The organism is Xylophilus sp. PBN-3R, assembly GCF_057747805.1.
Genome location: NZ_CM173225.1, coordinates 2,710,432 through 2,723,640, shown reverse-complemented (window position 1 = coordinate 2,723,640; position 13,209 = coordinate 2,710,432). Strand labels below are relative to the sequence as shown.

Below are 13,209 nucleotides of genomic sequence, written 5' to 3'. Positions count from 1 at the left end.
CAGTGAGACTGCACAAACGTGACGTCATTATCATCGTGATTTGACGTTTTTCCGGCCGGCACACCGAAACTTTCAAAAATAACCGTTAGTACCTTCCCTAGGTCGTGTTTTGGTGATGGCACCGTCACGCCGATGTGCAAGCCGATACAGCAGCGGCAGCACCAGCAGCGTCAGCAGGGTGGACGACAGGATTCCGCCGATCACGGCAGTCGCGAGCGGACGTTGCACCTCCGCACCGGTGCCAGTGGCCAGCGCCATCGGAACGAAACCCAGCGATGCCACCAGCGCGGTCATCAGCACGGGGCGCAGCCGGGTGAGGGCGCCTTCGCGGATGGCTTCGTCCAGCGACCGGCCTTCCTCGCGCAACTGCCGGATGAAGGCCAGCATCACCAGCCCGTTCAGCACCGCGACGCCGCACAGGGCAATGAAGCCCACCGCCGCCGAGATGGACAGCGGAATGCCGCGCAGCCATAGCGCCAGCACGCCGCCGGTCAGGGCGAAGGGAATGCCGGTGAAGACCAGCAGCCCGTCCTTCAGGCTTCCGAACATGGCAAACAGCAGCGCCAGCACCACGGCGAGCGCGAGCGGCACCACCAGCTGCAGGCGCTGGCTGGCCGACTGCAGGTTCTCGAACTGGCCGCCCCAGCCGATCCATGCGCCGGGCGGCAGCGGCACCTGATCGACCGCCTGCCGGGCGTCCGCCACGAACGAGCCGAGGTCGCGGCCGCGCACATTGGCGCTGACGACAACCCGGCGTTTGCCGTCCTCGCGGCTGACCTGGTTGGGGGCCGAAGCGATCTGCAGGGTGGCGATGTCGCCGAGCGGAATGAACTTCGGTCGCCCTTCGGTGGCCGCGGTGGCGGGCAGGGCGATCGGCAGGCGCCTTATGGCGTCCAGGTCGCTGCGCAGCGCGTCGGGCCAGCGCACGGTGACCGGGAAGCGGCGATCACCTTCGAACACGGTGCCGGCGGGCCGGCCGCCGACGGCGGTCGCCACCGCGTCCTGCACGTCGCCGACGTTCAGCCCGTAACGCGCCGTGCGTGCGCGGTCGATTTCCACGGTGAGCATCGGCAGTCCGGTGGTCTGTTCAACCTTCACTTCGGACGCGCCTGCCAGCCCCGATAGCACCTTGGCGAGCTTGGTCGCAGTGGCGTCCAGCACGGCCATGTCGTCGCCGAACACCTTCACGGCCACATCGCTGCGCACACCCGATATGAGTTCGTTGAAGCGCAGCTGGATCGGCTGCGAGAACTCGTAGGCGTTGCCCGGTATCTGCTCCACCACTTCCTCGATGGCCAGCCTCAGTTGTTCGCGGCTGCGGCGCGGCGCCGGCCAGTCCTGCTCGGGTTTCAACATGATGTAGCCGTCGGAGATGTTCGGCGGCATCGGGTCGGCCGCGATCTCGGCGGTGCCGGTGCGGGCGAACACCCGTTCTATCTCGGGGAACTTCGCCTTCAGGGTGCGTTCGATCTGCTGCTGCATGGCGACCGATTGCGTGAGGCTGGTGCCCGGGACCCGCAAGGACTGCAGCGCGAAGTCGCCTTCGCCCAGGCTGGGAGCGAACTCGGTCCCGAGGCGGGCGGCCAGCAGCGCGGCAAGCACGACGGCCACCAGCGCCGCCGCCAGCACCACCGCCTGCGTTCTCAGGGCCCAGTCGAGCAGCGGTTCGTAGACGCGGCGGCTCCAGGCCATCAGGCGGTTTTCTTTTTCGACACCGCCGTCGCGGATGAAGATCGCGATCGCCGCCGGCACGAAACTGATCGACAGCAGCATGGCGCCCACCAGGGCGATGACCACGGTCAGGGCCATCGGGTGGAACAGCTTGGCCTCGACCCCGCCCAGCGCAAAGATCGGCAGGTACACCGCCACGATGATGGCTTGGCCGAACAGCAGCGGCCGGCGTGCCTCCCTGGCCGCGGCGAACACTTCGTCAAAACGTTCTTCCTGTCGCAGCGGCCTGCCCGCGGCTGCGCGGGCATGGGAGAGGCGGCGCAGGCAGTTCTCCACGATCACCACCGCGCCGTCGATCACGATGCCGAAATCGAGCGCACCCAGGCTCATCAGGTTGGCGCTGATCTTCTGGCTGGCCATGCCGGTGAAGGTGAACAGCATGGCCAGCGGAATCACCGCCGCGGCGATCAGGGCCGCGCGCATGTTGCCCAGGAACAGGAACAGCACAACCACCACCAGCACCGCGCCTTCCAGCAGGTTGGTGCGCACCGTGGCGATGGCCTTGTCGACCAGCACCGTGCGGTCGTAGACCGTCACCGCCTTCACACCCTCGGGCAGTTGCCGGTTGATCTGCTGCAGCCTCGCGTCGACCGCCCGTGACACGGTTCGGCTGTTCTCGCCGATCAACATGAAGACGGTGCCCAGCACCACCTCGCGGCCGTTGTCGGTGGCCGCGCCGGTGCGCAGTTCACGGCCCATGCCCACGGTGGCGACGTCGCGCACACGCACCGGTACGCCGTCGACGCTGCGCAGGATGACGTCGCCGATGTCCTCGACCGACTTCAGCTGGCCGGGCGCACGCACCAGATATTGCTCGCCGCGACGCTCGATGTAGCCGGCGCCCACATTGCCGTTGTTGCGTTCCAGCGCGTTGACCAGCGTGTCCAGCCCCAGGCCGTATGCGGCCAGTTTTTCGGGGTCGGGCGCGACCTGGTATTCCTTGGCGAAACCGCCGATGGTGTTGACCTCGGTCACGCCTTTCACGGTGCGCATCTGCGGCCGGATCACCCAGTCCTGGATTTCCCGCAGGTCGGTGGGCGTGTAGGGCCGGCCGTCGGGCCGGCGGGCGGCTTCGTCTGCTTCCACCGTCCAGTGGTAGATCTCGCCCAGGCCGGTGGACACAGGCCCGATGGCCGGGCTGGTGCCGGCGGGCAACTGGTCGCGCACCGACTGGATGCGTTCGCCCACCAGTTGCCGGGCGAAGAACACGTCGGTGCCGTCGTCGAAGATGGCGGTCACCTGCGAAAGCCCGTAGCGCGAGATGGATCGCGTCTGCTGCAGGCCCGGCAATCCCGCCAGCGCGGTTTCGACCGGATAGGTGACCCGCTGCTCGGCCTCCAGCGGCGAATAACCTGCAGCGGCCGTATTGATCTGGACCTGCACATTGGTGATGTCGGGCACTGCGTCGATGGGCAGGCGCTGGTAGCTGAAAACGCCCAGGCCGGCCATGGCCAGCACGGCGAGCATCACCAGCCAGCGCTGATGGATCGCGAATCGGATGAGTTTCTCGAACATGGCGTGATCCTCAGTGGCCGTGCGAAGCCGAGCCCTTGCCCTGCTGCGCCTTCACCACGAAGCTGCCGCTGGCCGCCAACTGCGTGCCGGCGGCCAGGCCTTGGACGATCTCGGTGCGGCCGCCGGCGGCACGCCCGACCGTCACCACACGCGGCACGAATCCGCCCGCCACCTTTTCGAACACCACCGTTTTTCCATCCACCGTCTGCAGTGCTTCCGAAGGCACGCTGACCGGCACGTCCGCGGCTGCCTGTTCCAGCGAAACGGTGACGAACAGCCCCGGCCGCCAGGCCAGTTGCGGGTTGGGCAGGGTGACCCGTGCGGTGGCGCTGCGGGTCTGTTCGCCCAGGAGCGAGCCGACGTAGGCGACCTTGCCTCGGGCGCTCTGGTCGAACGAGGTCGAACGCACGGTGACCTGTTCACCCACCCGCACGGCGGTCAGCTGGCTGGCCGGCACGGCGATTTCCGCCCACACGTGGGACAGGTCGGAAAGCGTGAACACATTGGCGTCTTCCTTCACCGATTCACCCAGGGCCAGGTGTTTCTCGACCACCATGGCGTCAAACGGCGCACGCAGTTCGTAGCGCGCGAGGCCGGCCGCGCTTCCGGCGGCGCTTGCGCCCAGGGCGCGCAGTTTCTGGCTGGCGTTGGCGGCGGCGATGTCGGCTTCCTGCCGGGCCTGGCGGGCCGTCAGATAGTCCTGTTCGGCGGAGATCCGGTCGCGCCACAGGCGCTCTTCGCGGTCGGCGGTGGTACGGGCCAGTTCGGCACGTTTCTGTGCCGACAGGGACTCGCTGCGAAGTTCGGACAAGGTGGTGCTGGACAGCACCGCCAGCACGTCGCCGCGGCGCACCTGCTGGCCCAGCTGGACCATCACCGCGTCGACGACACCTGCCACACGCGGCACCACGTGAGCGGTGCGGTCCTCGTCGAAACGGATCTCGCCGGGCAGTTGCAGGCTGGTGGCGATGCGCCCGGGTGCGGCTGGTTCGAGGCTGATGCCGGCAGCCGCCAGCTGGCTGTCGGGCAGGTCGATATGGCCGGCGGGTTCTTCGTGCGGTTCGCCTTCCTTGTGTTCGTCGTTTTCGGCGTGTCCTTCGTGCTTTTCGGCAGACGTGGTCGCGGCAGGGCCGCCGCCGCGCAGGATCCACGCGCCCGCCAGTGCGGATGCAATCACGATCACGGCGATGGCCACCACCTGGCGGCGGGCGTTCGATGTCTTCGGAAATTGGGTCATGTTTGAACTCGTGCGCCGCTCAGGGCATCAGGAAAGGGGTGAGGCGGGAGCGGTCGTCGGCGACGCCCAGCAGCCGTTCGATCTCGACGGCGGCGCGCAGGCTGTCGGCCAGCGTGCGCTGCGCCTGCGCCTGCACCTGGAACCAGGTGCGCTGCGCGTCCAGGGCTTCCAGAAAACTGAACTTGCCCAGGGCGAAACCGCGTGACGCGGCATCGAAAGCTTCGCGTGCGCCGGGCAGGGCATCGCGCTGCAGCGTCAGGGCTTCGGCTCGGGTCGAACGCAGACGCTCCTGCGCCTGCGCCAGTTCGCTGCCCAGCCGCAGTTCGGTGGCGGCAAGTTCGTCACGCGCCTTGTCTTCGCGGCGCAGCGCCTCGGCCAGGTTGCCCTGGTTGCGGTCGAATACCGGCAGCGGGACCGAGAAACCGACGACGGCCTGGGTCACGCCGGATTCCTGTGCGCGCTTGGCGCCCAGCGTCACCGAGATGTTGGGCACGGTGGCGGCGGTCTCGACCCGGACCAGGGCCTGGCGCCGTTCCAGCTCGATGCGGGCCTGCGCCAGCACCGGCGCGTTCGCCAGCAGGCCGTCCTGCGGCGGTTCGGCCATCTCGGCTGGAGGCAGGCCCAATTGGCCGGCCACCGCCACGCCTTCGCTGCCGGCCGCCGGCCTTTCGCCCCACAGGGCTGCCAGCCTTTGGCGGGCCGAACGCAGCGCGCCATCGGCCTGCAGCGCTTCGACCCGCACGGCGGCCTCGGCCACACGCGCCCGGGTTTCTTCCACCGGCGATACCTTGCCGGCCAGCACCCGCTGCTGCGCGGCGCGGCTGGCGTTCTCGGCCAGGACGATGGAATCCGCAGCCAGCTGCCGGCGCTGCTGGGCGGCCAGCACGTCCACGAACAGCCCGACCGTGGCCGCCCGAATGTCGGCACGCGATTGCTGCAGCGCCAGCCCGGCCTGGTCGCGCCGCAGCGCTGCCGCACTGGTGCGCGCTTCGCGTTTGCCACCCAGCTCGATGGGCTGTGTCAGCTGCAGCGTGGTGGTGCGGCGGCCGCGGCGGAGGTCTTCTTCCAGCGCGGACAGCTCGGGGTTGGGGCGCAGGCCGGCCTGCAGCAGGGCGCCCTCGGTCGCCTGTCGTTCACGGCCGGCGGCGGCGATTTCCGGGTTGCGCAGCAGCACCTGCGCGATGGCGGTATCGAGGGTGATGGGAGGCGGGGCGGACGACTGGGCCAGCGCGGCAGGGCCGGCGCAGCCCAGCAGGAGGGGCAGCAAAATGCGGCCCGCCCCGGAGAGGCGAAAAATGGACAAGGGAGACTCCGAAGTGTCGACAAGACTTCGGTGGACCTGCGCGCCGTTCCCCGCGCCGTGCAGCCGGGGGCTGCCAGGGGAAGATCAGGAGACGGACGGGATCAGACGGCCCACCACGGCAGACGCGTCGTACGGCCAGCGCGGCCGGTCGATCATGGCCGGAACGCCCGACGCCAGCGGGCTGTCGGCACGGCCCCATCGCGACTGCGCCGGCAATCTGCCTGCGGTGCCCCAGCCGTCGCCCAAAGCGGCCAATGCCAGGCTGTGCGCCAGGTCATGGAACTGGCAGACGCCGCCGGGCTCCTGCGAATGGGCCTGGTTTTCTGCGTCGATGGCAGCGGGCATGTCGGCGAAAGCCGCCGCCACCGCCAGGCCCCGGATCTCTTCGGCCGAATCGTGCGCCTGGGCGAGACCCCACTGCAGATGCAGCAGCACCAGCATGAGGATGACGGCCAGACGTTTGAACATGGCCGCGAATGTAGCAAAAAGCCGACCGGTCGCCGCCTCGGAGACCCCTTGCGGCACCAGGTCCGTCCGCAGCCAGGTGGAAAATGCCTGGCGACCGATCTTTCCACCTGGATGACCGGCACGAAATCCCTTGGTGTCCAGGTCGGCATCCAGGGGCCGCGCTGAATCTTTTCGTCGAAACAAGAGAAGAAACCGCAGTCCGCGCCGGCCCCGCCGCGGTTTAAGGTGTCGCCTCCAACATGGGAGGGGACACTGCAGATGAAGATCCTGATCACAGGCGGCGCCGGTTTTCTCGGTTCGCTGCTCGCCCGCCGGCTGCTGCAACGCGGCACGCTGTGCGGACAGCCCATCGAAAGGCTGCTGCTGTCGGACCTGTTCGAGAACCCTGACGAAACGCTGCGAACCGATCCCCGTGCACGTTGCCATGCCGGCGACCTGCTGAGCCAGCTGCCCGCGCTGATGGCCCAGCCACACGATGCCGTGTTTCACCTGGCGTCCGCTGTGTCCGGCGAATGCGAGGCCGATTTCGAGCTCGGTTTGCGTTCCAACCTCGACAGCACCCGCGCACTGCTGGACGCCTGCCGTGCCCAGTCGTTGCGCACCGGCAAGGCGCCGCTGTTCTTCTTTTCGTCGTCGGTCGCGGTCTTCGGTTCCGACCCCGCACTGCCGCTGCCCGCGCTGGTGGACGACCGGACCCTGCCCACGCCCCAGTCCAGCTACGGCATCCACAAGTTCATCTGCGAGCAGCTGGTGGCCGACTACACCCGCAAGGGTTTCATCGACGGCCGTTGCGCAAGGCTGATGACGGTGTCGGTGCGGCCCGGCAAACCCAACGGCGCTGCATCCAGCTTCCTGTCGGGCATCGTGCGCGAACCGCTGGCCGACATCGAAGCCGTCTGTCCGGTGGCCCTGGACACGGCGGTCGCCCTGGCATCACCCGACAACACCGTAGCCGGCATCCTGGCAGTAGCAGAAGCGAGCCGCGAAGCCTTCGGCGGACGCACGGCCCTCAACCTGCCTGCGCTGACGGTGACGGTGCGCGAGATGCTGGCCGCGCTCGCCGAAGTCGGCGGTGACGCGGCGGCGCGGCGGGTGCGTTTCGAACGCGATCCGGCCGTCGAACGGATCGTCGGTGCCTGGCCGTCGCGCATCGACAGCCAGCGGGCGCAGCGACTGGGCCTGAAGCCCGACACCGATTACCGCAGCGTCATCGAGCAGTACCTGCGCCGCTGATCAGGCGGCTTGCGGCGGAAAGCGCCGCACCATTTCTTCCAGCGACCCGGTGAAGGACCGGGTCACGCCGTCCAGGGTCTGCTCCTGCTCGGCGCCCTGCGCGGCGGAAGGCGGCGTGCCCGGAAACACCGCCACCACCGGCACGCCCGGCAGGCGGCGGCGCAGGGTGGCGGCCAGTGCGTCGCCCCGCTCCCATTCCAGCTCGGGGACCATGCTGACGATGAACACGATGCCGAGGGTGTCGGGCCGCGCCTCGCCGGGCTGCTGCTCGAAGTCGGCGATGGAGACATGGCGGGCATCCACCTTGGCGTCGCGCAGCACCCGCACCAGGATCTCGGTGCCCAGGTCGTCCCGGTAGGAGCCCAGCCCCACACACAGCGCGACGGAGCCTGGCGCAACGTCCAGCGAACCCTGGTAACGCCCCAGCACCGCTTCGCGCTGGCGGCGCAGGTCCTGGCCCAGGCCGGCGCCTTCGGCGGCCGGCGTGGTGTTGCGCTGCCGGTGCTTGCGATGTTGTTCGGGCCCGAACTGCCCCAGCACCGACGCCATCGCCTGCCGCACGTTCTGCTGCTGTACCGGCGAGATGCTGCCGGACGCGAAGTCCAGGCTGGCCAGTTGCAGGGCGGGCACCAGCACGTCGTCGCAATACCGCGCCAGCGGGTTGCGTGCCAGGTACTTGCGGGCGTCGGCGATGAGCTCGTGCGCATCGCCCGCCAGCGCGCGCTGGTAGAAGCGCTGCGACAAGGTCAGTGCCGGCGTGTCGCCGAACAATATGTCGAGAAACGCCAACCCCTTGACGTTGCGCCCCGCGACCACCAGGCACAACGTGAGCGGCGTCGACAGCAGCAGTCCGATGGGGCCCCAGATCCAGCTCCAGAAAATGGCTGCGACCACCACCGAAATCGGCGACAGACCGGTCGTGTGACCATAAAGCAGGGGCTCGACCGCCTGCGATACCACCACTTCCACCGCCACGAAAAGCGCCATCGCCGCCACGCACAGGGTCCAGCCCGGATCGACCGCGGCGGTGAACAGCGCCACGCTGCCCGCCGCCAGGAAAATGCCGACGTAGGGGACGAAACGCAGCAGCGCGGTCAGCGTGCCCCACAGCAGCGCCTGCGGCACGCCGATCAGCGCCAGGCCGAGGCCGACAAACGTGCCGACGCCGGCATTCACCGCCAGCTGCGACACGAAATAACGCGACAGCCGGTCGCCCGCATCGTTCAGTGCATGGGTGGTGGCACGCAGGTCGCCGCCGGCCAGCCTGATGAACCGGTCGCGCAGGGATTCGTGTTCGATCAGCGCGAAGACCAGCGTGACCAGCACGATGGCGGTGGTGCCAAGCGGCGCCCATACCGAAGAAACCAGCCGCCACACCAGCGACAGAGCGTTGGGCCGCGGCTCGTGGATCTCGACCGGCACGGTGCGGGTCTGGCCCCGCCGCAGCGGCGGCGGCGGGCCGATGATGTTGGTGGCATCGCCCTCCATCGCCTGCAGCCGGTCGAGGGTGGCGGTCTCCATCACCTGCAGCTTGGCGCGCAGCGTCTGTTCGTATTCGGGCAGCTTCTCGCTCATGGCGGCCACCTGCATCACGATGGCGACGGTAATGCCAGCAAGCACCATCATCACCAGTCCCACTGCCGACAGCACCGAGGTCACCTGACCGAGCCGACGATGCCGGAACACCCGCACCAGCGGTGCGATCAGCAGGCTGAGAATGACCGCCAGCGTGAACGGCACCAGTATTTCGCGACCCAGGTACAGCAGTCCCAGGATGGCGGCGCCCGCCAGGATGTTGACCGCGTAGCGGATGGAATCCGGCACGGCCGGAGGAGGATTGGGGCCGTCACCTGGGGTCATGCCCGGCAGCTTAAACGCAGCGGACGTATCAATGGGCTCCGGCTGTATCCGCCACCCGGTCAGGTCGCCGCGCGAACGCTGTCCGATGTGACCGACCCAGCGGCGGGCCGGCGGTGGCGGTCTTCATGGCCGCCTGCGCTGCCCGGCCCCGGGTCGTCGGACCATCAGTCGATGGTCGCGCCCGATGCCTTCACCACCTCGGCCATGCGTTTGTAGTCGACCGCCAGCAGCCGGGCGAAGTCGGCGCTGCTCATGGCCTTGGGCGTGATGCCCTGTTTGTCCAGGCGTTCCAAAATCACCGGGTTCTCCAGCAGGCCGTTGACGGCGGCATTGACCTTGGCCACATGGGCGGGTGCGATGCCGACCGGGCCGAGCAGGCCGAACCACGAATCGAACTGGTAACCCGGCAGGCCGCTTTCGGCGATGGTCGGCACGTTCGGCAGGTACTTGGAGCGCTTGACGGAGGTGACGCCGATCAGGCGCACACGGCTGTCGTTGGTGAATGCCAGGGCGCCGATGCTGGCGGCGATGACGGCCTGGGCGCGGCCGGAGATCACCTCGTTGATGGCTTCGCCGGTGGCTTTCAGCGGGATGTGCACCACCTCGATGCCGGCCAGGCCGCAGAAATACGCCATCGCCAGGTGGGTGGCGCTGCCGACCCCGCTGGTGGCGTAGTTCATCTTGCCGGGGTTGGCCTTGGCGTAACGGATGAACTCGGCTGCGTTCTTGGCGGGCACGTCGGCCGGAATCATCAGCACGTAGTCGGCGGTGCCGATGTGGGCGATGGGCGTGAAGTCCTTCTGCGGGTCGTAGTTGAGCTTGGTGTACAGGCTGCCGGCGATGTTGTGGCTGGCCGCGGCCATCACCATGTATTGCGCGGACGGCGCCGACTTGGCGACGAAACCGGTGCCCACGGTGCCGCCGGCACCGGCGCGGTTTTCGACCAGCACCGTCTCGCCCAGGGCCAGGCCGAGTTCTGTGGAAAACGAGCGGGCCAGGATGTCCTGCACACCGCCGGCGGCGAAGGGCACGACGATGTGTTCGATCTTGGCGCTGGCCTGGGCGAACACCGAGCCCGAGGCGGTGGCGGCGGCAGCCAGCGCAATGCTGTTGCCCAGGAATTTACGGCGGTCGACGGTCATGGATGAGTCCAGAAAACAGGTTGATGGAAAAGGTAAAGCAGGGCTTCAGCCGACGCAGATCTCGTCGGCCAGGCGGCGCATGAAACGTTCGCACCAGGCCAGTTGTTCCAGCGTCACCCATTCGTTGGGCTGGTGGGCCTGGGCGATATGGCCGGGGCCGCACACGATGGTGGGCACGCCCACCTGATGGAACAACGCAGCTTCCGTGCCAAAAGACACCTTCACCGCGGCGCTGGCGCCATCGACTTCGGCGCAGCGAAAACACATCTGCGCGATGTCGCTGTCGGCTTCGGTGGCAAAACCCGGCAGCACCGAATTGAGCTTGTGGCTGATGCCGGTGTCCGGCGCCACCGCCTGCATGGCCGGGACCAGGCTGTCGGCGAATTCCTTGGCCTCGTTGAACAGCTGCACCGGTGAATCCAGGTGGTGGTGGCGTATCTCCCAGGTCACCTCGCACAGGCGCGGAATGATGTTGAGCGCCGTGCCGCCGTCGATCACGCCGGTATGCACCGTGGTGAAGGGCACGTCGAAGTACGGGTCGAAAGGGCCGTCGGTCGCCAGCCGGCGCGCCATGCCCTTGAGCTTGGCGACGAACTCGCAGGCGATCTCCACAGCGTTCACGCCCAGCGGCGTCAGCGAGGAATGCGCCTCGTGGCCTCGCACCGTGGTCTTGTAGGCATGCTTGCCCTTGTGCGCGATGACCACCTGCATGCCGGTCGGTTCGCCCACGATGCAGCCGGCCGGGCGAAAGCCCTGGTCGACCATCTGCGCGATGAGCCGGCGCACCCCGATGCAGCCGACTTCTTCGTCGTAGCTGAAGGCCAGGTGCACCGGGCGCTTGAGTTTTCGCTTGACCAGCTCGGGCACCATCGTCAGCACGGTCGCGCTGTAGGCCTTCATGTCGGTCACGCCGCGGCCGAACATGCGGTCGCCGATGACGGTGGCGGTGAAAGGGTCTGTGTCCCAGGGCTGTCCGTCCACCGGCACCACGTCGGTGTGGCCGGACAGCACCAGTCCGCCGACCTTGGTTTCGCCGTTCTCGGCCGGCAGCGTGGCCCACAGGTTGGCCTTGCGGCCGGTGTCGTCGAAGGTCAGCTGGCTCTCGATGCCGAAGGAGGCGAGGTAGTCCTTCGTCCACTCGATCAGCGGCAGGTTGCTGTCACGCGAGACCGAGGCGAAGGAAATCCATTTTTCGATCAGCGGCAGGGCGGCGAGGGCTTGTGTGGCGGCGGCCTGCACGGCTGCGGGAACGAATGGGGCGTTCATGGCGTGGATCTTTCTGGCTTGAATCTGGATGAGCGCGCGGCCAGGTCGGCACCGCGAGAGCGCCGAAGATACCAACGCGGGACTGGCTTTGCGCCAGCTGCCCCTTGCCCGACCGGGTTTTTTCGAGGCGGAATCAGGTTCCGTTCGGAAAGTTGCGGTTCGGCGGCCTCTGAAGCCCCAGGTTCTCACGCAGGGTGCGGCCCTCGTACTCGGTGCGGAACAGGCCGCGCCGCTGGAGCTCGGGCACCACCTTCTCCGTGAAGGCGTCGAGCCCGCCGGGCAGCCAGGGGAACATCACGTTGAAACCGTCACAGGCGGGTGTGTCGAGCCAGGTTTCCATTTCGTCGGCGATGGTCTGCGCGGTGCCGACGAAGGCCATGCCGCCGTAACCGCCCAGGCGCTGCGCGAGTTGCCGCACCGTCAGGCCCTCACGTTCGGCCAGCGAGATGGCGCGTTCGCGGCTGCTGCGGCTGGCGTTGGTCTGGGGAATCTCCGGCAGCGGGCCGTCGGGGTCGAACGTCGATGCGTCGTGGCCGAGCGCGATCGACAGCGAAGCGATGGCGCTTTCGTAGTGCACGAGGCTGTCGAGCCTGGCGCGGATGGCGCGCGCTTCTTCCACCGTGTCGCCGACCACCACGAAGGCGGCGGGCAGCACCTTCAAAGAATCACCCGCGCGGCCGACGGCCGCCAGGCGGCGCTGCATGTCGGCATAGAAGGCCTGCGCCTCGCCGAGGCTGCCGTGTGCGGCAAAAATCACCTCGGCCGTCTCGGCGGCCAGTTGGCGGCCGGCGTCCGATGCGCCGGCCTGCACGATCACCGGCCAGCCCTGCGGCGGCCGGGCGATGTGCAGCGGCCCTTTCACCGACAGGTAGCGGCCCCGGTGGTCCAGCGTGTGCAATTTGGCCGGGTCGAAGAAGATGCCGCTTTCGGCGTCACGCACGAAGGCGTCGTCGGCCCAGCTGTCCCACAGGCCGGTCACCACGTCGTAGAACTCGCGGGCGCGGGCATAACGTTCGTCATGCTCCATGTGGTCGTCCAGGCCGAAGTTCAGCGCCGCGTCCGGGTTGGAGGTGGTGACGATGTTCCAGCCCGCGCGGCCCTCGCTGATGTGGTCCAGCGACGCGAAACGCCGGGCGATGTGGAAAGGCGAGTCGAAGGTGGTCGACGCCGTCGCCACCAGGCCGATGTGTCCGGTCGCCTGGCTCAGCGCGGACAGCAGCGTGAACGGCTCGAACGATGTCGCGGTATGGCTGCGCTGCAGCGCGGCCATCGGCATGTTCAGCAGGGCCAGGTGGTCCGCCATGAAGAAAGCGTCGAACTTCGCCCGTTCCAGCGTCTGCGCAAAACGTTTCAGGTGGGCGAAATTGAAGTTGGCATCCGGATAGGCGCCGGGATAACGCCAGGCGCCGGTATGGATGCTGACCGGGCGCATGAAAGCGCCCAGGTGGAGTTTT

Annotated in this window: 9 protein-coding genes; 1 reads left to right on the top strand and 8 read right to left on the bottom strand. The window is 68.1% G+C overall.

Going from position 1 to position 13,209, the window contains the following annotated elements; genetic code table 11:
• Positions 1-72: 72 nt before the first annotated feature.
• The 4 genes from AC3ANW_RS12950 to AC3ANW_RS12935 form a co-directional block, all read right to left on the bottom strand.
• On the bottom strand, positions 73-3,246 hold the full coding sequence (locus AC3ANW_RS12950; RefSeq protein WP_488341258.1) for an efflux RND transporter permease subunit: 3,174 nt from the start codon (positions 3,244-3,246) through the stop codon (positions 73-75).
• A 10-nt stretch (positions 3,247-3,256) separates the two neighbouring features.
• Complete coding sequence (locus AC3ANW_RS12945; protein ID WP_488341257.1) at positions 3,257-4,483, bottom strand: efflux RND transporter periplasmic adaptor subunit; 1,227 nt, start codon at positions 4,481-4,483, stop codon at positions 3,257-3,259.
• A 19-nt stretch (positions 4,484-4,502) separates the two neighbouring features.
• Positions 4,503-5,786, bottom strand: coding sequence for a TolC family protein (locus tag AC3ANW_RS12940; RefSeq protein WP_488341256.1), 1,284 nt, complete (start codon positions 5,784-5,786; stop codon positions 4,503-4,505).
• Between the two features lie 84 nt (positions 5,787-5,870).
• Complete coding sequence (locus AC3ANW_RS12935) at positions 5,871-6,254, bottom strand: hypothetical protein (protein WP_488341255.1); 384 nt, start codon at positions 6,252-6,254, stop codon at positions 5,871-5,873.
• A gap of 258 nt (positions 6,255-6,512) precedes the next feature.
• Here AC3ANW_RS12935 and denD point away from each other — a divergent pair, with 258 nt between their 5' ends.
• Positions 6,513-7,487, top strand: a complete 975-nt coding sequence (denD, locus tag AC3ANW_RS12930) for a D-erythronate dehydrogenase (RefSeq protein WP_488341254.1) — start codon at positions 6,513-6,515, stop codon at positions 7,485-7,487.
• On the opposite strand, the gene AC3ANW_RS12925 is transcribed toward denD, so the two are convergent.
• The 4 genes from AC3ANW_RS12925 to AC3ANW_RS12910 form a co-directional block, all read right to left on the bottom strand.
• A complete protein-coding gene (locus tag AC3ANW_RS12925; RefSeq protein ID WP_488341253.1) occupies positions 7,488-9,347 on the bottom strand; it encodes an AI-2E family transporter in 1,860 nt (619 codons plus the stop codon).
• 164 nt (positions 9,348-9,511) lie between these two features.
• On the bottom strand, positions 9,512-10,489 hold the full coding sequence (locus AC3ANW_RS12920; protein ID WP_488341252.1) for a tripartite tricarboxylate transporter substrate-binding protein: 978 nt from the start codon (positions 10,487-10,489) through the stop codon (positions 9,512-9,514).
• 45 nt (positions 10,490-10,534) lie between these two features.
• Positions 10,535-11,755: an acetylornithine deacetylase gene (argE, locus tag AC3ANW_RS12915; RefSeq protein WP_488341251.1), complete on the bottom strand. Its 1,221-nt coding sequence runs from the start codon at positions 11,753-11,755 to the stop codon at positions 10,535-10,537.
• A gap of 133 nt (positions 11,756-11,888) precedes the next feature.
• On the bottom strand, positions 11,889-13,187 hold the full coding sequence (locus AC3ANW_RS12910) for an LLM class flavin-dependent oxidoreductase (RefSeq protein ID WP_488345418.1): 1,299 nt from the start codon (positions 13,185-13,187) through the stop codon (positions 11,889-11,891).
• Positions 13,188-13,209 lie beyond the last annotated feature (22 nt).